The organism is Legionella sp. W10-070 (assembly GCF_900640175.1).
Lineage (GTDB): Bacteria > Pseudomonadota > Gammaproteobacteria > Legionellales > Legionellaceae > Tatlockia.
Map to the genome: position 1 here is coordinate 32,072 of NZ_CAAAJC010000006.1, position 18,778 is coordinate 50,849.

Consider the following 18,778-nt stretch of genomic DNA (forward strand, 5'->3'; position numbering starts at 1 on the left):
TAACCATCTTAGCTGTTGTGCTACTTCGTAGTTGAACAGTCTTGTTTTTTTTGTTACATTCAGTCCAAATATTAAAAATTGTGTTAAAAATTAAAAACTAACAAACAAAAGGTAAGCTAATGTTCTTTAAATGTGCCAAGAGAAAAAATGCAGGATCAACTCATTCTTCAAAGGAAGAAGTGATTAAACAATTTTGCGATAATTTTTTTAAATCTCTTAGAGAGAGTACCCACAAATATAATTCTATCCAACAACAGGAAGATCTGGTTTCAGCTCATAATTTAGCTAATGAAAAAAATAAATTTCTTTTTCATGAAATTGCAAAATTAATCAGCGAAGCTTTACCTGAAGCAAACCATGAATTAGATTCTGAGGTAAGTTCGGAATATAGCGTTTCAAGTAATCAGAATTTAAAAATATACAAAACAAGCAGGGAAATAGTAAAAATTTATAATGATCAGGAAAAAGAAAGGTTATCGATCACTATTTATGAGAAAACTGATAAAGATATTCTAAAATTAAGCTCGGTTTATACACTTGAAAAGACTTATAATTCAAATAATAATATTTATAGTTTGGAAATTCATTCTTTAATTTATAATCATAATAATGATACGATTACTTCCGAGAAAAATTCAGACTCCGAAATAAGTAAAATTTCCTTAAAAGCATATATCAATTTAATTCTTAATAATGCATTAAGTAAATTGCAGCCAGATCAATTAGAGGATAAATTGAACGAGCTTTATTATAACTTTAACATAGATAGAAATCAGCAAAATTTACAACCGGGGCCTTCTGTACGAAACAGTAGTTGTTCCATGATGTAGAAAAAATACTCGATTGGCGATCTCTGTGTATTTGGCCTTAAAGAAGCTTAAAATCAGCTTTATAGGTGAATTTTCAACAGACCTTGGTAGCCCTCAAAGGAGTATGGCCGATTGAGTACTTCATAAGCTCGTATCAATTTTGTACGGGCTTATCCAAATCAAACATCCAGTTAATGGTTGCCTTTTCATTATTTTTGATACTTTCCCATATAGCCAATTTATCTTTGAGCCTATCTGAAATTAATTTTCTTGAATTAGCAACACCTTTAGAAATCAAATTCAATAACAATTCTCGTTCTGACTCGTTTAGTTTTACGATGTATTTGATGTTCATACAATGCTCCAAAAAGGCTTGTCTGCATGACATCATAAAAACATGGATATTGTCATCTGGCGTTTAAACTACCAATTATCATACTTGCAAGGTATCCTTGCACGCTTCAATCATTGCCTCAGCTACTATTGCTGACCGAGTTTTATCATGGCTCCAGAAACTAAAACGATGATTATTTAGCTGATTGTAGAGCCCCTCATTATTAAATTGTTTTATTAGGTCATTTAGCTGCTGGTTGGTTTCACAGTTCTGTAAGTTATTCTTTAAGGTTTGAAGAATACTATTTTTATCTGCACTGTAAGTTATTTTACGCTCGGATTTATAGCTGTCAAATTTAGCTGATAATTTCTTTGTTATATCTTCTGTATTAATACTATTTTGGGGTGGGTTACCGCCTAACAGTATGATTGGGTCTTCTTGAGCAATCAGAGGTGAACGACTGGAAGCAGTATTTGCCCCAACAAGAATTTTATATATGGATTCAGGGTATTTTTCCTTAGCCAGATCGATTGGAGTTTTGCCGTGATGCGGGGATGAAGGAAAATTGATGGCTATATCCGTCCTGGCACTTTTTTCTAAAAGAAATCTAACCATTTGTTCTTGCCCACTATTTGTTGCAAAATGTAATAAAGTCTGATTTAAGCCATTAGTGCTATTAAGTAATTCGGGGTATCTACGAATGGCCACATCAATAACATCTATATAGCCATTAGTTGCGGCGTGCTGAAGAGCAGAAAACAGATCAAATTCTTTAAAAAGTGTATCCAGGGTTGCTGATTTTTCTGGGTCTGCCAACCGAAAAAAATGATCCAAAATCAATGGATCGATATTTGTCACTGCTGAATAGAACAACTCCTTAATAGGGGGCATTTCCAGTAATTGAAATTCAGGGCTGGTAAAGTATTTTACAATATCCAGGTCACGTGATTCTATTGCCATAAAAATAGGGTGCTTGGTTAAACCTTCAGCTGCGCCTTGCGTGATAAGTAGTTTAACAACTTCTAAGCTACCTCCTGCAATCGCACCTTCAAGAGCTTGGTTCTTATGAGCTTGTAATTCAGCTGGCTCCTTAAGTACGGTTTTTTTCAAAAGGTATTGTACAAAATCCTTATGGCCATATTTTGAAGCCCAGTACAGTGGGGTCTTATTTTCTGTATCGGGAAGGGTAATTAAATGGGGGTTTTTTTCGATAAGCATTTTTACAATAACAAGTTTGTCCCTTTGGGCTGCAATATGCACAGGATGTTGAGTCCATGTTTGATTCTTCATAAGCAGACTAACAATTTCTCCATGATTGCCTTCAATAGCCCAGTCAAGAGGAGTATAACCATTGAAATGCGAATCTGTTCTACTAGTTGCTACGTTAAGACTGGCTCCTTTGCTTATCAGGTATCTTACAATATCTTCATGCCCTTTTGCCGCAGCCCAAAGTAGCGGAGTTTGATTATACTCATCAACCTCGTCAATTAAGTCGTTTGCCTTTTCGTGAATCAATTTGATGATATCGCATTGCCCTTGTTTAGCAGCGGTAATTAACAGTTGTTTATCCTTAAGATACTCAATCTCGTTGTTCGCTGATAGAAGTTCCGTAATACACTCTATACTTTGGTTCAGGCGAATGGCCCAGAATAAAATTGTTCGTTTGTCTGGCGTTTGGTCATTAGCATTCATCTTATCCTGAGATTTTATTATTTGTTGGTAGTAATGATCTAACAACTTCTGTAGGTCCATTTGTATTGCCCAGTCTACGATTGACAAACCGTGTATATCAACCAGGTCCAGGTCAGCGAGATCAAACTTGTCGTTCATTAGGCTTTCAATATTGCCTTCTTTTACAAGTGAAAAATAAGCTTTTTTGCCTTCAGGTACGTCTTTGTATTCCTCAATATAAGCGTTTTTAAATTCTTGATACCAATCATACTCATTTTTATTCTCTTGATTGGAAGGTTTGCGGTGGTTGAAATGTTTGTTATAGAGATCCTTCCATAATGAATTTTCATAGGCAGCTTGGCTTAAGGAACGATTTAGAGAGCTTAGTCTAATAACCTCTTCAGGACTAAGATAGGAAAATAGCTTAAGTAAAATTTCAATTGGTGCTGAGCTAATGATGTCTTCGTTCATAATCTTCCACTGGAATGAATAAAATTTAACCATTTTCGCTCATTAATCTTAAGGAAATATTAATTAAAGGCTCCCTTGCATAAAATTCAGGTGTTTGCTGAGTTAACTGTATTATCATTTCCATAGCAGCCATTGGTACGTTGGTTTCTCACTTAATCTTATCGCCTTACTCTGGTGATGGTATGATGGAATAAAAGTTTTAAACAGCTATGCCTTCCTGAAATTATTTGTGGCAGACTGAGCATATGCACATGAGATCTCAAACCCTTAAAGGGATTTTTAAATGTATGATATCTATCTTTTATTCTTAATCCTTGCGTTGATTCTAGTCATGTTTATCTGGGGGTTTTATCGTTATGATGTTGTTGCTTTGATAGGGCTTTCTACCCTTGTTCTTACAGGGCTGGTATCTGTTGATCATGCGTTTGTCGGTTTTAGCAACCCTGCCGTAATTACGGTTGCTGCTGTGATGGTGATATCAGCAGCTATTATCCAAACCGGCCTTGTCGAACAGATATTGGAGTATATGGAGTCTTTGTTGTTTTCCCCCCTGCTGTTTATTGGTTTTACCTGCCTGGCAGGTGCGATGTTATCTGCTTTTATGAATAATGTCGGTGCTCTGTCATTAATAATGCCTGTTGCTATACAAACTGCTATAAAAGCAAAAATGTCCCCTTCAAAAATATTGATGCCTCTTTCCTTTGCAACGGTTCTTGGCGGTATGATCAGTAAAATAGGGACACCGCCCAACTTGCTGATTTCAGCTTACAGGCAGAACCTGACAGGCGTTTCGTTTTCTATGTTTGATTTTACACCGGTAGGTCTTACTGTGGCGATTAGCGCATTATTTTTTATCATCTTGCTTGGCTGGCGCCTGGTTCCTGAGCGGCGTAAAGCATCTGGTGATACATCCGAGCTTTATCAGATTCAGGATTATATTAGCGAGATTGTTATTCCCAAAGATTCTCCTGTGGTGGGCATGGAGCGCCGACAATTAGAAAATTTTATAGAGGGTGATTTTTCGATCATAGGACTTATTCGAGGCAGGAAGAAAAAACTGGTCCTTCCTTGCGATGAAGAACTACAAGCAAATGACATCCTCATTATTGAGGCTTCTCATGAGGAGCTGAATAATTTAATTATCAAAGGTAAGTTGCAACTGCAGCATGGGGAGGTAATCTCGCCTGAAAGCCTGCGTGGTGAAGACATTAGTACTATTGAAGCGGTTGTGACCCAGGGTTCACGGGTGCAGGGGCGTTCCTGGCAACGTTTGCGTGCCCGCTCCAGGTTTGGACTTAATTTGCTTGCGGTAGCTCGCTCCGGCAAGGCGATAAAAAACCGCTTGAATCATGTAAATTTTAATCCGGGTGATGTACTGTTGATTCAGGGCAGCAGCGAAAATTTGCAGGAGAATGTCGTTAATTTAGGCCTTGTTCCTTTGGCAGACAGAATGATTAATGTTGGTTTTAAACGTAGTATGCTGCTGCCAATCATCCTTTTTATAGGTGGTATCTTACTTGCTACTTTTCAGATTTTGCCAGTGGAGGTTGCGTTTATTCTTGTTGTCGTGGTTATGGTTATTTTTAATATCATACCCATGCGTCAGGTCTATAAAAGCATTGACTGGTCAATTATTGTTATGCTGGCTGCCCTGATTCCTTTGGGGGATGCCTTGCAAACTACAGGTACGGCAAAGTTAATAGGCAGTACATTAATCTCAATTACCGGGGGAGCTTCACCTATCCTGATTTTGGGATTATTGCTCCTGGTTACAATGACTTTATCTGATTTCATGAATAATGCGGCAACTGCGGTTGTCATGGCACCAATCGCGACGGATCTGGCGGAATTACTTCATATGAACGCTGATCCTTTTTTAATGGCTGTAAGTATAGGTGCTTCCTGCTCGTTCCTGACACCAATCAGCCATCAAAACAATACCCTTGTATTAGGACCTGGCGGTTATAAGTTTTTTGATTATTTATGGCTTGGCATCCCTGTGGAATTAATTGTCCTTTTTACTGCAATTCCTGCTTTAGTACTATTCTGGCTTTAGTAAATCAGAGTTAAGGTTATACATTGGCCTTATCAGCAGGGTATTTTCACGCATGGATTTACAGAAGGTTTCTTTAATAAAGAAGCCTGCAAGGATGACGGCAGTGATTAAAAAAGCAATCATGATAAAAAAAGCGTGCTGATAATCGTTCAAGGTAGCTGTACTGTTGGCGTTCGACAGGAAAAATCCGATTAGCGGCGCATTGATTGCTGAGAAAAAGCCAATCATTGCATTATTAAAACCTAACCCTATTGCCAAATGATTCTCGCGGCATTGTTCAGCCATGATAGCAAAACCGATGCTTTGGCCGCTTGCACCAATTCCCAGAAAGAAGAAACATAGCGCGGTCGTCGGCTTATTGAGAGGCAAATAGACAATGCCGGTCAGGGCAAGTAATGCTGCAAGTGCACCGAGTAACATCAGTACCTTACGCCGTTGTATTTTGTCAGAGATAAATCCCAAGATTGCACAGCCGAAGGCATATCCAATCCAGCCCAGGGTAATCATATAGCCAGAAAAACTGACGGAAAAACCCTTGCTAACCAGGAATGCCTTGCATTCATTTTCAGATAAATACTCAAGGCTGAAATAAACAAAGGCGGAATAAACAGCAATAAACCAGATTTGCTTTTGGTAAATAAACTGGTACAGGAGCTTGGAGACAGGAGTGGGCTTTGTAAGAGCGAAGGATTTGGTGGTATTTTCCTTGTTTTTATCCACTACCAGGAGAACAAGGACTGCTATTCCTAATCCGATGGCTGCTAAATTACCAAAAAGTCCACGCCAACTTATTATTGAGTTTTCTGCCAGCATGTTTAATGGACCAGCAGCCAGCATTGGCCCAAGCGTACCGACCAGTTGTGATAATCCAATAAATAAGGCAATGTTCTTACGAGGCATCCAGTCATAGACGGCTACTAACAGACAAACAAAACCAAATGAAGAGCCAAAACCCATTAATACCCGTAAGGTAATGGCTACATAAAATGAAGAGGCCAGTGAAAACCCGATATCAGCAATGACGCAAACCATTACTGCGGCTAACAATGTTTTTTTCAAGCCATATCGTTCGGTGACAAGGCCGACTGGAATCTGCATCAGGCTATAAATAAGTTGGTATGCGGTGGAGCTGAGCAGGGCAAAGGTGACAGGTGTCAGATGCAGCTGTGCCATAATAGGCTCCTGGAAGGTACCCAGGACAGTCCTTAATAAAAATTCATACATGAAAAACGAAGCACAGACTAACCAGACTGTAAGGCCGCGAAATGTTATTTTCGTGCTATTCATTGGTTTTCCAGAACCTCATTCCAGGCTTCAAGAGCAATTTCAGCCCTGTCGTTATCAATAAAAGAGGCAATTTTAAACAGTGTTTGCCCTTCATGTATCAGTGGGTGGCGGTTAATCCCCACAACAATGCCATCACGAGGCGATTTAACCGGCTCAATGGTATCAGCACTGAATGGGTCACTAATGAGTCCCAGTGTCTGCCCTTTTTTAATCATTTGTCCCAGGACAATATCACTATGTAAAACCCCGCTATGAGGGGCGCGCAGCCAATCCTGATCCTGAGAGAAAATTGACTTGTAGTCCTTATTATCAGAGAAAGGAGCTTGTTTTAACATGCCCAGCTGGTACATAACATTTTGAATACCGGAAAGCCCCAGGGAGATGGCTGTCTCATCAATACGCATGGCTTCACCGGCCTGATAAACTAATAAGGGGATCGTTAAGTTTTCTATTGTCTGGCGCAATGAATTGTCATTTTTGCTGACATGCGTGATGACAGGGGCTGCGAACTGTTGAGCCAAACGCCGACTATCCGGATTTTCGAGGTTACAGTAAATCTGGGGTAATATGTCATGATTTAATGAGCCAGTTTGTAGCTCAATGCAGTGATCGACTTTAGGAAGGATTTCCTGAGTAAATAAATGAGCGATCCGCTCGCCATAAGATCCCAGCTGGTGGCCTGGAAAGCATCGTTCCAGGCTTGTCTCATAAGTAAGTGTTTTGGGGTGATTGATTAAGCCCAGAACATTCAGCACAGGGATTGCAATCAATGTTCCCCTTAAATGGCGTATGGCTTTTAATTTGAGCAAGCGGTTGATTATTTCCAGTCCATTGAGTTCATCGCCCTTGACTGCTGAAAAAATTAATAAACAAGGGCCTGCCTGCTTGCCATGAATAATTTTAATTGGCATTTGGAAGGAGGAGCAGGAATAAAATTCAGGCAGGGGCAGGGCGAGATTTGAGATTTCTCCCGGATGAATGGTGGTATTAAAGAAGGTCAGGTTGGAATTTTTCATACGCTTGAATGGTTCCTAAATTACATTTCAAGCAACCCAGCATAACAAATTAACCAGCCATGTGCAAAAAAGGTACTTGAAAACCATACTCCGCAGGAGAGGATTTTTAGTTTGTTCCAGGAAAAAATAACTTGATAAGAGCAAGCCTGGATGGAACGCCAGCGAAATCCGGGGCATGAATTATTATCAAGCTCCGAACCCGGATCAACTATGTCTATCAAAGTTGTTAATTAAAATTATTTAATCATCCTGCGCAAAGTAATCCCAAGTTAAAATCTCTTATTCTGGCATTAGCGATAACAATAATTTTTCGCATCAAAGCCGTTAAAGCGACCATTTTTTTCTTTCCGTAAGAAATTAACTGATTGTAAAAAGATTTTAAACTGGAGTTTGAATTTCTGGCCGCCATGGCAGCCAGGAACAATAGGGGCTTAATTCCACATCTGCCATAATTTAAATTCTATTTTAATTTTCAATGCGTAGACCCTAACCAGGTTAGTGTTTGCCCGGGTTAAAACCAACGACATAAGATGTTTTTGCGTCTAACTCATCTTTGGCAGGAGGTGTTTGTTTGAACTCGGTCTTTTTACCCGTATTACCAACCGCTTGCTTATTAGTTGAAACAGGTTCGGTTCCGGCACCGCCCAGCTGTTGAATCATCTTTACGTTACTATCATCTTCTGGCTTTTCTTCTTCATCTTGTGGCAGGTTTTCCTCATGGTATTCTGTGCTGAATATGTGGAAATTTTCATACTCGGTTGCTTTTTTGCGAGAATAATTATCAAAAGCACTGTAAGCGGTAAATACCAGCAACCCTACGATAGGAAGAATCAGGAGGCTGCTTGCCAGCAGTGCAATGGAGCCGCCTGTACCCAGTTTGGATTTCATGCGTTGCCAGGGAGAAGAAGGAAAACCGGACCAGGCGGCAATCATGGCTTTGGACAACCCTTTATGGGCCTGCATTGCGCCAGCCTTGCTTTGATGCAAATTAGTCAGTGATTTCTCTTCACCATAGTTCCTCGAAGCATGATGATCATGTTCTTTTGCTTCTACTTTCGCTGCAGCACCCTGGTCAATCAGACTGATGATCGATACTCCGGCTTGCAGTGCCCATTTGTTATAAACCGCATCAATGGCCGATTTTAATTCATCAGCGGCTTCTTCCGCTGTTTCAACTCTGGCAACGTCAGCTAATGCCTCTTTAATGCGTTTCCCATCTTCCGTCAAGTTGTCATTTTGGGTTTTTAATACGGCATCAAGAATGGCGACCCGGCCATTGATTGCCTGGGTGCGTTCATTGCCGCTTTTGCAGCTTCCCAAAGAGACTTCTTCGACAAATACCGACAGCGACTGAATTAACTTGGCATAATCATGGGTAAAATGAAGGTCATGGGCGATGAGGTTTTTCAAGCTGTGCTGGGCATCTTGAAAAACATCGTCTTTGCTCTCATAGGCTTCTTTTTTCCATGAATCCTTAATGGCTTTTATTAACCCAATTGCTTCTTGGCCTTCAGGCGAAAGAGAAAAATATTTTTCCCGCGGATTCCCAGACAGAAAATCTTTATACTTTGTAAAAACATCATTAATCTTAGTTCGTTGATCTGAACTACTGGCTTCATAAAGTGTATGAAGCAGTGCCATTTCAGTCATCAGCGTTGATTCTTCGGTTATTTTGCTCTTCTGGTTATAGCCTAAGGTATCGCCAAAGCCGTTGACTGAAATACTTTCAATGAAGCAGAGAACAGGCGTTTCGGACGACTCAAGTTGTTCCTCATTGTAACGGTGAACCCCTTGCATAATGTGTTTTGCACTTTGAGTCTGCAGGTTGCCGTTGATGTCGCCCAAAGTGTCATTAAGTGCTGTGTAGCGGTTGTAGATGAAGGCTTTTGGCCTTTCACCGACTGTACTCAATTTGTCGGCTAAGCCGTACTTTTTAGTGATATGGTCGAATTTGGTTACAACATCCTCGATATACTCAGCTTCTGTTAGCCCTTTCTTAACAACAGGTTCAGGTGTGCGAATTTGGATACGGGGATGTTCATGGGCAGTAACCGTTAAATCCTTGGCCAGATGATGGGTTATTATTTGTCGGTGAGCAAACTCGGTTCCCACTACTCGATGGTGAGCGGTATTTTCTGAGCCTTCTGTCAGGGTTGCCAAGCCCAGGTCATGGTCTGTATGGAGAACGTCGTTTGCAGTTGCCGTGGTTTCTTCAGCAAGCGCCTTGATTTTTGATTTTGCCTTTTTTAATTCTTTTGGATCGAGGATAACCCCTGTATTTTTGACAATTTCTTTCATAAAAATAGCATGGGCTTTGGGGGTTATTTCTTTTCGGGCCTTATCCAATGCCTTGTTGAGCTTGGCAATATTCAAAGTACTGCCATCCAGTCTGTTGTTATCATAAGCGTCATCTAATGCATTGATATAGGCTGCCATTACCAGTCTGTTTACTTCAACCATGGCTCCCTGATAAGCATTATCCATCGCTTTCTGATTATTGAGATTCTTGGCATTAGAAAACAGAGGGGGATCTTCTGCTGCTGCTTTTTGATAGACACGCTTGACCAGGGCTAGATGGAAGTGGAATTCCTGCTGCAGGGCAATAATGCTGCCACGGGGCTGCTCTTGAAGTGCCCCAATAATACCTTCAATCGGAAGAAATCGGTTACTGAAGTTAGCCGTTAACCTTAATTGCTCATAAAATGCATTATTCAATGTCGGGGTATCGAGACTTACGGTCGTCACTTTTCTAGGATTAAAGCCCAGCGCCCTGACTAATTCCTCTTCGCTGTCAAGCCCGGATAACTTTTTCTTGTTTTTTAGAAATTCAAGAAGCTCCGGAACATCTGTTTTGACGTCCACCAAAACACGGCCTTGCGGGTCGAAGGCTAAAGACGTTGTGGCGTTAACTAACTCCTGAGCTTTGGATATTAAATATTCCAGGTAAGCTGCTTGGGTTTTTGCTTGGGCTGTTAAAATGTCATTTACCATTTGTTTACCTGAAAGCGATAAAAGATAATTTCATTATAACTCTAGATTATTAACTGAATATTACCAAAAAATTTTCAAGGAAAAACCGTCAGATTCGAGAAAAATAAGCCGCATATGAATGCACGTTGTGCTTGTTATCGTGAATTTTCAAAGCGTTCTTGAGCATTTTTGCTTCCTGGTTGATAAGTCTTCCACGCTATCTGATTCATGATTATTAAAAAACACCATCGATGGCTTGGGTTCACGGCGTCGTTTATTTTTTCCAAGCTCTGTCTCATTCGCATGAGCAGTAGAATTTTGTTGATTGATGCTATCAAAAGCTGATATTTTTTGCCTGATAATTTCTTCTTTAAACGGCAGGGAGGTTTCATAAGATTGGTGTGCCATTTCTGTAAAACCAAAGCTTTTATAAAATGATTTTCCATATTCTGATGAAATCAATGACATTGACTTAATCCCTAGCGGAAAACAGATATCATGCATTGCCAGCATCAAAACCGAACCAAGTTTCTTGTTGCGAACTTCCTTGTCAATGGCTAATGAGTGCAGGCTAACCGTGTTTTCCTCCAAATCAAAACTGGCTGTAATACAGCCGAGCACAATCCCATTTTTTAAGCAAGCCAAACAAATCACCTGTTTTTGGCAAGAGAGTATATTACCTGGTTTGTATTCCTCGGCTTCATTTTCAGGAAATACCGCTTCAATCAAAAGATCGGCGTCTCTAGTCTCCTCTTCCTCCTCATTGATTAACTGGAGTTTAAAATCGGCATTCTGTAATGATTTCCTTAATGGTCCAGATAAAATTTGGTTCAAATCCATTTCACCAGTCATGATGTCATCAAAACTTGTCATTGCTTTCTCCAGCGAACTTTGTATATAAAAGATTATAATAAAATATTAGCTTCTGTGTATTTATCTACTATCTTGGCCAAGAAGCCTTGATTTTCTGCGCTCCGATGCTCACATGCTTCTATGTATGCTCCGCTTCGGTGCTCGCCAATCAAGGCTTTTTGACTCAAGCTAGCGATAAGTACACAGAACCTAGACCTATCATCAAAGTGAATGCATAGGCTGCTATTAATAGGGTTTGTTGACAATTGGAACCAGAGTCTACCTTCCGCGCTTTATGCGCGGAATCTAGTCTCAAACCTTGTCAAGAGGATGGTTAGTTTCGTGTGGTTTGCGTGGATCCCGCGCATAAAGCGCGGGAAGTGGGCAGTTTAAATTGAAATGTCAACAGACTTTAATAAAATTACGATACGGGTGGTATGGATAAAACACTTAGACTTTATTACCAAAGGGCATTAGCCTTGCATCTGCCAGTTCGCTATTTGCCAAATATTGATACCATGCAAATTACCCTGGCTGGTTATAACTATCATTTTTTTCAAACAATAACCCCCTTTAATAATGCAATGAGCATCTGCATTGCCAAGAATAAGTATCTGTTAAATAAGTTACTTGAACGTTCAGGATTTCCTGTACCCAAAGCAGTTGCCATTAAAAAAGCAGATTTGGACGAGCATGCGTTGGAGGAACGGATACAGCCGATTCATTTTCCTGTCGTTGTCAAGCCTATGAAAGATACTCATGGGGGTAAAGATGTTTTGTGCAACATTAAGGACATGAAGTCATTAAACGCCTACCTTAAGGGGGCATTCAAAAAGTATCCCTTCATGCAGGTAGAGGAATTTCATCAAGACTTGAAAGAGTATCGAGTGTTAGTTTTTCATGAGCGGATCATTGGCGTTGTTGAACGCTTTGCTGCCAAGGTGATTGGGGATGGGAAATCTTCTATCAGGCAACTGATCGAGAGGCGTAACCAGCACAGAATGCAGGAAACGCTGTTGACCCTCTCGCCGCTTGAGTTTGATGAAGAATGCAGACAGGCTCTGGAAGAGCAGGGATTGTCAATGGATAGTATTCCCCATCCTGCCCAGATTATTCCGTTAGGTTATACCGTTAATGCTGCCCATGGCGGCGATTTGTATTCTCATGGCAGGAGCATCCATCCTCATAATGCGGATTACTTGCGTCGTGCTGCTCGCCTGGCAGGATTGGAGCTTGTTGGCTTTGATGTGCTTTGTGAGGATATCAGGCAATCGTTTAATAAGACGAAATGGCTCATCATTGAAGCCAACTTTGGACCAGACATCACCCTTCATGAGGCGGCTAATCAGGGTGAAAAAGTAGAGGTCAGCAAAATTATTCTGCGGACTCTTATCAGACGGCATCCTTTTTCGTATTTTTACCATCGACTGAAGGCACTTCTTAATATTTCACTAATTTAACTTTGCTAAAGTGATTAACAAATAGTCACCTATTAAACTGTTCTATAATGCCATAAAGAACGAAATGAATTTTCCAGGGTCTGTGACCCTAGATAGATTAAGTATTCTAAGGGTCTTGAAATGATTGATGCAGCGACTATAAATGAATGGAAAAGACGAATTGGTAATTATGAGCTGGATACCGATACAGAATTAAAAAAGCAATTGGGCATCGCTGCTGACGCTGCCTTGGATATTAATGCTTATCTTCCAACCAAAGCAGCAAGAGATGCACTTTACCAGAATACTCATGATGTAGAATCTAAAGATGCGAGAGAAGATTTTATCGCTTTTTTGGGCGATAAGTTTCAAAATCTCACCTGGGATGCTTCCAGGCAGAATAAAACCATTAAACTGGCTGAATTTTTGGGTGAGGATGGACTCGCCAAGTACCAGGCTGCTGCGGAAGAAGAAAATGGGAGTAAGGCATTTCGGGAAGCGGTATTTTTCCGAGCCTCAAAGCGTTTTAATGGCAATAAATGGGCTAAGAAATTGGTTTTATGGGTTGGGGGGCCTTCAAGCTCAGGAAAAACCTATGGTGCCAAGGGGGTTATTGAAAAACTGGATAGCGAGATCCTGGAAAAGACTCAGGAAGTAGGTGGTAACACCGTTGTCTCAGTCGATGGCAGTTTTGAGCGGGAAACATCGCAGATGCGGCAAATGGTGCTGCAGTTTGCCTTAGCAGCCGGCTATAAAGGCATTAAGGATTTACATAAACATAGTAAGGCTTTAGAAGCAAAACAATATGTACGAAATGCTGCTTTAAAAGAAAAGGATCTTCACCTGGTCATTCCTGATACCTTTGTTGAGCTGCTTATCCCTGAGCTTGTCAAAGACTCAAGGGTTATAAAGGATGAATTTCGCGATTATGAGAAGAAGAAGTATTTTCAAGTATTCAGTGAGGTAAAAGCAGAAAAGGGATACCTTGAGCGTTTCAGAACTTCAGTGAAAAATATGGGTTTCTCCAGAGCCTGGCGCTACAAGAAATTTGGTGAAGGTAATATTGAAACTGATATCAGGATGAATAACCGCGACCTGGGGTGCGAATCAAAAATATACCAGCCCAAGTACTTTGGCTACGGATTGAAGGGAACCAAACTATTCAAGAAATTTTATAAGTCATTCAGCCGCGAAAAGCTTACTCTATCCGTAATAAATGATCTGATCTATCTGAAAAAAGAGCAGGGTGGCTGGATAGAGTGCAGTGATAAGGATAACCTGGAAGGGAAGGAACAAGGAAGCGATTTCCTTCGCATGACAGCCAGAGCCTATAACTATTGGAAAGAACACGAAACGAACCTGCCCTTGGATGAATGGTATGATAGCGTTGGCCGGCACACAAAGGCGTTAACGGGTCAGGTGATTACGACTAAAAAGAATGAGAAATACTTTAGCCATTCTTCCCACTTCAATTTTATTAAATTAACTCGCCTGACTGGGTTTTTTGCAAACCCTGCTAATAAGGATAAGGAAAGAAAATTACAGCTGCAGGCGGCTGTAGGAGAAGAACGGATCGCAGTGTTAGAAGCAGAAATTGCTAATTGTACAGAACCTAGGACAAAAGAATTTTTGCAAAAAAGATTATCACTTTGTAAGCACTTGCAGGATTCGCTAAAGGCAACGATTGAAGAATCGAAAGATACCAGAGAGGAGACTGTACGGTATGTCCGTGAGAACCATCCTCAGTTTCTTCCTTATGTTGACGGTTATGTGGATATTCCCCTGGAGGAAAAAAATAACCTGAAAAATTATAGTAAGCCTGCCGCTCATAAGTCGGTACATATTTCAACGGATGTTACTCAGGATAGCCAGTTTTTAGCACCAATCATTCCTTCCGGCCATTGTCGGGTTCATTATGTCGATGATGTGCCTTCAAAGCGAGGGACAGACACCGAGGTGATGTTCGTACAGGAAAAAATTCCTCATACAGACTCTGGCTTTAAGCTTACTGCCATAGACGGTTCGATTGATGAAAATAACCCATTTTCCATGTTGAGTTATTCGCTGGCAATAGCAAGTACTCTTCTTGCTGGTGCAGATAAGGCGCCGTCTCCTGATAAGCCCGCGATAGTCACTGCCAAGAATGCACAATGGGCGAAGTACTTATGGACAGCCCTGGTTATTTTGGGTGAGCGAGTTCCTGAGATGAAATTTAATATCGAGGCAGTTCATGTCATCTCACCATTTAGTGTTGATGTGCAAAAGGAAATAGCCAAGCCGGGAAAATCAGTTAAATATAGCAAAACCTCACTCCATGAAACAGTTTTTAAGGAGTATAAGCACTTTGTTGATATGAAAGCAAAGGAACTGGGTGAGGTTCTTAGGCTAAAAGCCGATCCTGCGGCACAAGCCAGGCTTTTAGGTAAGGAATTATCAGAAGTAAATCGGGTATTAACGAGCTAACTCTGTTTTAGCCAGAGAAAACCTTTGCTATTGAGCGAGTCAAGCGGGTCAGGTTTGCATTCATACTCATAACCAGGGCTTCGATAGTTACTTTGGGAACCTGGCTATGATAATAAACCTTTCCCCGTTTAATCAGGGCTTCCTTGTAGTAGATGAGGTATTCTGCGCGCAGTTTGCTGCTGCCGCAAATGTCCATTTCAAACTGTGAAATGTCAATTTGCAAATGATAATTGGGCTTAAATTTACTATCCCAGGGAGAGCTTTCTACGATTGATCCGGGTAATAATGTGGAAAGATCAGTTTCAACGACCCGCATGATATTCTTATCCACCGCTTCAGCCCATTGGTGGTATTCTTCAGGCTCCAGGCGATGCGATGTCGTGTGGAGCATCAATTGAGGCTTCTCAATATAAGCGGGAATATTAACGCTATCTATTCCTATCCTTAAGTTCTTATATTCGCTGACAGAATGTTTCTGTGGCGGGATAGGGGCTAATACATACATCTGCGTGTCTTTGCTTCGGCTGCAGGCAAGGAGTGTGAAGCTGATTAATAAAATGATATGCCATCTGGATATGTTCACTTTTTGCCTCGCAATAATGATTCAGGATATCGGGAGAGATAATCCGTTAAATTTTGAACCGAGTAGGCTGCATTAGCGATTTGTTTTAAGCTCTGATTCAGATAGGCTGCCACTGTGGGAACATTTTGATTCAAGCGGTTGGCCAGCTGTTCGAGGCTATCAGCCATAATCTTCGCAGAGTTAATGGTATTCTGCACGTCTTTGGAGCTAACCAGTCGGCTGATGTCTTCAAACGTTTTCCTGGCAGCCCTTAGCGCATCCTCCATGCTGGTATATTCTTCAATAGCCGTCGTTGTAGGAAAGATAGGGTAGTTATGGTAGTAAGTTTGCTTGAATTTTCGCGGTGAAGGGGAGGGGATTAATTCAATTTCAGCAACACCGGTTAATAAATTGGGTTTAGTTATATTCGCGACGTAGCCTCTGCTAATTAGAAGATGGATGGGATCTTGATGAAAGCCAAATGTCTTTTCTACAAAAAATTGTACATAAACCGGGATTCTAACCTGTGTTCTTGCTTTATTTTCTGTAACTTCTATCCGTTTGATTTCACCTATTTTAACCCCTCGATAGGTTACTGAGGAGGAAGGGACTAAACCTTTGAGCGAGCCTCTAAAAAACATGACAAAGGTCTGAACCTGCGCGCGTTTATATTCCTCATAATAGAAGGCTGCACCAATAAGCAGCAGGCATAGTGCCCCTACAACAAAAATACCTACCAGCGTATATAAACGTTCCTGACGCATTTCTGTCCTTAGATCATAAATTTGATATAAACACTGACTGCAATAAGCCAGATTGAGCCTCGGGTCATAATTCGCGAGACAGCTTTCCTTAATGTGATGTGGTGAACAGCCGCTTCATAATAATAATAGCCTGCAACCAAGCTTACCACAGTACATAACAACAAGGTCTTAAGAGCAGAATAAATTAAATCATAAATGGTTTCTATACTTGCGATATGGATAAGGAATTCATAGGTTGTTAAATGGAGTGTAAATCGGAAAGATAAGTAAAAACTAACGAAAATTATGGTTATGGTGTAAATGTATAGAAGCAATGAAGTAATACTCATCCCGATTATAATCGGTAATATGTGGTCTACTATCACTTCTTCAGGCGTTCGCCGCAGTTCCTTAATCCGGGTGGTAATCAAGTGCAATGCCACTTGTACGCATAATAAAAAACCTAACAGCAAAGGAAGTATGTCATGGGTCACAATATTTTGTGCTACGGGTAAAACTTGATGATGCAAATGAAAACCACTTAGGATTAGGTAGATCGTCTGCGCCAATGACAATCCGAGGAGCAGGCAAATAAAGAGCAGAGGGATTACCAGCTTGACACCTGCATGGAATAATATATCTATCATGCTTGACCACGAAACAGACAACCGACGAAACAGAATCTCTTGCAGACTATGAGATAAATGGCCAACAAAACGGAAAATTAAGGTTATCGAATAAACCCATTTGAGGGCTTGAAAGCCGATTCGCCGAAAAACATACATGTTAGTCCTTAGGAGTACGGCAGGCTCTCCTCTAAAGTATCGCTGACTTCCTTGCTCCTGAAGTCTCCGGGCTGTTATTGAACCCGGTCGATTTATGTTATATGGGGTTAAGATAATTCGCTTCAGGAAAAGAATAACATGTCGGATGGCTATTGTTAATCGGGTTGAAAGGCAGAATCGAGTGTTATTGCCGTTTTACCAACGTCATTTGAGTTTCGGAAAAATGGACGCTCAGCTGCCGGAACAGTCTTTTTATGGCGAAAGTCTTTTTTATTACTGGTTTGACAGAGAGTCTGACTTGTTACAGGGCTTTCGGATGGTTCATTACTGACTGTCACCTCGCAAGGAGATGAGTAGCTTGTTTCCAGAGTTGCCAATTCATTTTGTAGCCGCTCTCTGATTCTTGATGCATTGTATTTTAATAACCTGGATTTTACGCCATAAACTATCCCGATTGCCGCAATAGCGGCAATTGCCAGGAAAATTCCACCCGGGGCAAAACACCAGGTAGCCATAATACCTACTAATAAAATGGAAGCGGCTAAGTTTATTAACAAGGCATTCCTGTGTTGCTTTAGCCCATATACATTTCGTGCATGATTTTGATGGACAATCAAAGGCTCTGATTCATTAAGAAGAGGGGGATAAAAATATCGGTAAGCCAGTTGCGCCAGGGAAAATATTTCTTTAACGACATCGACAGTTGAGGCTATTATGAATAAAGCACCTACTAAAGGGGTCATCGGTAGTGCGGCACTTATCCATAGGCCGTAAGCGGTAACATTAAGCGCTGTATTTGCCAGGAGGAAGGAATTGTCACGCAGCCTGTTAAATAAAGTCCGTTTTTTATCGAATTGATTATCTTGAAAATAGTAGATGGCACTTCCAACCGTATAAATCAAACCCAGGATGGGTAAGCCGGTTACCGACATCAGGAAACCTTCAAGTAAAGCCAGAATAGTAGAAAAGGCAGGTAAGGTTAGCAGGAAAGAAACGACAGTTATTGCCAGGGTGCCGCCCAAGATAAAGTTAAATTTATCGGCAGCTGCCTTTTCCTCAATTAATTCGAGGATGTAGTCAATTTGTGAATGGCCTTGACTTTTCAGTGTCTGCAAACAGTCATAGATTGTAAGGTCATGGTAATTAGTCCATGTTTTTTCAGGGATATTCAGATTTTTTAACAGGACATTAATCTTAGCGATAATTCGGGGATTAGAATTTATTTTTGTTGAATGATAGTTTCGTTTAAGCTCGTCTTTCTTATTATCATAATAACTCATATGGTTGTTTAGAGATTGAGATCTGGCTCCTCTCAGATAT

The 18,778-nt window shown here is 40.7% G+C and carries 14 protein-coding genes; 4 read left to right on the forward strand and 10 right to left on the reverse strand.

The genetic code is table 11. From position 1 onward, the window contains the following. The first annotated feature begins 119 nt into the window (after positions 1-119). Complete coding sequence (locus tag E1O65_RS03680; RefSeq protein WP_133132243.1) at positions 120-830, forward strand: hypothetical protein; 711 nt, start codon at positions 120-122, stop codon at positions 828-830. 133 nt (positions 831-963) lie between these two features. Here E1O65_RS03680 and E1O65_RS03685 read toward each other — a convergent pair whose 3' ends face one another. Together E1O65_RS03685 and E1O65_RS03690 are read right to left on the reverse strand one after the other, a co-directional pair. Next, on the reverse strand, positions 964-1,164 hold the full coding sequence (locus tag E1O65_RS03685; protein ID WP_133132244.1) for a hypothetical protein: 201 nt from the start codon (positions 1,162-1,164) through the stop codon (positions 964-966). A 78-nt stretch (positions 1,165-1,242) separates the two neighbouring features. After that, a complete protein-coding gene (locus E1O65_RS03690) occupies positions 1,243-3,285 on the reverse strand; it encodes an ankyrin repeat domain-containing protein (RefSeq protein ID WP_165474892.1) in 2,043 nt (680 codons plus the stop codon). 283 nt (positions 3,286-3,568) lie between these two features. Between E1O65_RS03690 and E1O65_RS03695 the strand changes: the two genes are divergently transcribed. Further along, a complete protein-coding gene (locus tag E1O65_RS03695; protein ID WP_133132246.1) occupies positions 3,569-5,341 on the forward strand; it encodes an SLC13 family permease in 1,773 nt (590 codons plus the stop codon). Here E1O65_RS03695 and E1O65_RS03700 read toward each other — a convergent pair. The 4 genes from E1O65_RS03700 to E1O65_RS03720 form a co-directional block, all read right to left on the reverse strand. Next, positions 5,327-6,628, reverse strand: a complete 1,302-nt coding sequence (locus E1O65_RS03700; RefSeq protein ID WP_242601530.1) for an MFS transporter — start codon at positions 6,626-6,628, stop codon at positions 5,327-5,329. The two genes, E1O65_RS03695 and E1O65_RS03700, sit on opposite strands and share 15 nt — an antisense overlap. After that, positions 6,625-7,644, reverse strand: a complete 1,020-nt coding sequence (locus tag E1O65_RS03705) for a succinylglutamate desuccinylase/aspartoacylase family protein (protein ID WP_133132247.1) — start codon at positions 7,642-7,644, stop codon at positions 6,625-6,627. The genes E1O65_RS03700 and E1O65_RS03705 overlap by 4 nt, the downstream gene beginning before the upstream one ends. A 495-nt stretch (positions 7,645-8,139) precedes the next feature. Continuing rightward, the gene (locus tag E1O65_RS03715; protein ID WP_133132248.1) at positions 8,140-10,635 is read right to left on the reverse strand and encodes a hypothetical protein; all 2,496 of its coding nucleotides are present in this window, start codon (positions 10,633-10,635) and stop codon (positions 8,140-8,142) included. Between the two features lie 147 nt (positions 10,636-10,782). Then, entirely contained in the window at positions 10,783-11,487 is a 705-nt protein-coding gene (locus E1O65_RS03720; RefSeq protein ID WP_133132249.1) for a GNAT family N-acetyltransferase, read from the reverse strand. A gap of 416 nt (positions 11,488-11,903) precedes the next feature. On the opposite strand from E1O65_RS03720, the gene E1O65_RS03725 reads away from it, so the two are divergent. Both E1O65_RS03725 and E1O65_RS03730 read left to right on the forward strand, forming a co-directional pair. Continuing rightward, positions 11,904-12,926 (forward strand): UDP-N-acetylmuramyl peptide synthase, encoded by a 1,023-nt coding sequence (locus E1O65_RS03725; RefSeq protein WP_133132250.1) that lies wholly within the window; start codon positions 11,904-11,906, stop codon positions 12,924-12,926. A gap of 120 nt (positions 12,927-13,046) precedes the next feature. Beyond that, positions 13,047-15,368 carry a hypothetical protein gene (locus tag E1O65_RS03730; protein WP_133132251.1) on the forward strand — a complete coding sequence of 774 codons (2,322 nt, stop codon included), beginning with the start codon at positions 13,047-13,049 and terminating at the stop codon, positions 15,366-15,368. A gap of 7 nt (positions 15,369-15,375) precedes the next feature. On the opposite strand, the gene E1O65_RS03735 is transcribed toward E1O65_RS03730, so the two are convergent. The 4 genes from E1O65_RS03735 to E1O65_RS03750 form a co-directional block, all read right to left on the reverse strand. Then, positions 15,376-15,951 carry a PqiC family protein gene (locus E1O65_RS03735; protein WP_242601531.1) on the reverse strand — a complete coding sequence of 192 codons (576 nt, stop codon included), beginning with the start codon at positions 15,949-15,951 and terminating at the stop codon, positions 15,376-15,378. Next, complete coding sequence (locus E1O65_RS03740) at positions 15,948-16,694, reverse strand: MlaD family protein (RefSeq protein WP_133132252.1); 747 nt, start codon at positions 16,692-16,694, stop codon at positions 15,948-15,950. Before E1O65_RS03740 ends, E1O65_RS03735 begins: the two co-directional genes overlap by 4 nt. Positions 16,695-16,702: 8 nt before the next feature. Further along, positions 16,703-17,458 (reverse strand): ABC transporter permease, encoded by a 756-nt coding sequence (locus E1O65_RS03745; protein WP_133132253.1) that lies wholly within the window; start codon positions 17,456-17,458, stop codon positions 16,703-16,705. 155 nt (positions 17,459-17,613) lie between these two features. Then, positions 17,614-18,738: a hypothetical protein gene (locus E1O65_RS03750; RefSeq protein WP_133132254.1), complete on the reverse strand. Its 1,125-nt coding sequence runs from the start codon at positions 18,736-18,738 to the stop codon at positions 17,614-17,616. Positions 18,739-18,778 lie beyond the last annotated feature (40 nt).

Coding starts and splice junctions, on each gene's coding strand:
- E1O65_RS03680 (WP_133132243.1), top strand. CDS start 120: ATGTTCTTTAAATGTGCCAAGAGAAAAAATGCAGGATCAACTCATTCT.
- E1O65_RS03685 (WP_133132244.1), bottom strand. CDS start 1,164: ATGAACATCAAATACATCGTAAAACTAAACGAGTCAGAACGAGAATTG.
- E1O65_RS03690 (WP_165474892.1), bottom strand. CDS start 3,285: ATGAACGAAGACATCATTAGCTCAGCACCAATTGAAATTTTACTTAAG.
- E1O65_RS03695 (WP_133132246.1), top strand. CDS start 3,569: ATGTATGATATCTATCTTTTATTCTTAATCCTTGCGTTGATTCTAGTC.
- E1O65_RS03700 (WP_242601530.1), bottom strand. CDS start 6,628: ATGAATAGCACGAAAATAACATTTCGCGGCCTTACAGTCTGGTTAGTC.
- E1O65_RS03705 (WP_133132247.1), bottom strand. CDS start 7,644: ATGAAAAATTCCAACCTGACCTTCTTTAATACCACCATTCATCCGGGA.
- E1O65_RS03715 (WP_133132248.1), bottom strand. CDS start 10,635: ATGGTAAATGACATTTTAACAGCCCAAGCAAAAACCCAAGCAGCTTAC.
- E1O65_RS03720 (WP_133132249.1), bottom strand. CDS start 11,487: ATGACAAGTTTTGATGACATCATGACTGGTGAAATGGATTTGAACCAA.
- E1O65_RS03725 (WP_133132250.1), top strand. CDS start 11,904: ATGGATAAAACACTTAGACTTTATTACCAAAGGGCATTAGCCTTGCAT.
- E1O65_RS03730 (WP_133132251.1), top strand. CDS start 13,047: ATGATTGATGCAGCGACTATAAATGAATGGAAAAGACGAATTGGTAAT.
- E1O65_RS03740 (WP_133132252.1), bottom strand. CDS start 16,694: ATGCGTCAGGAACGTTTATATACGCTGGTAGGTATTTTTGTTGTAGGG.
- E1O65_RS03745 (WP_133132253.1), bottom strand. CDS start 17,458: ATGTATGTTTTTCGGCGAATCGGCTTTCAAGCCCTCAAATGGGTTTAT.
- E1O65_RS03750 (WP_133132254.1), bottom strand. CDS start 18,738: ATGAGTTATTATGATAATAAGAAAGACGAGCTTAAACGAAACTATCAT.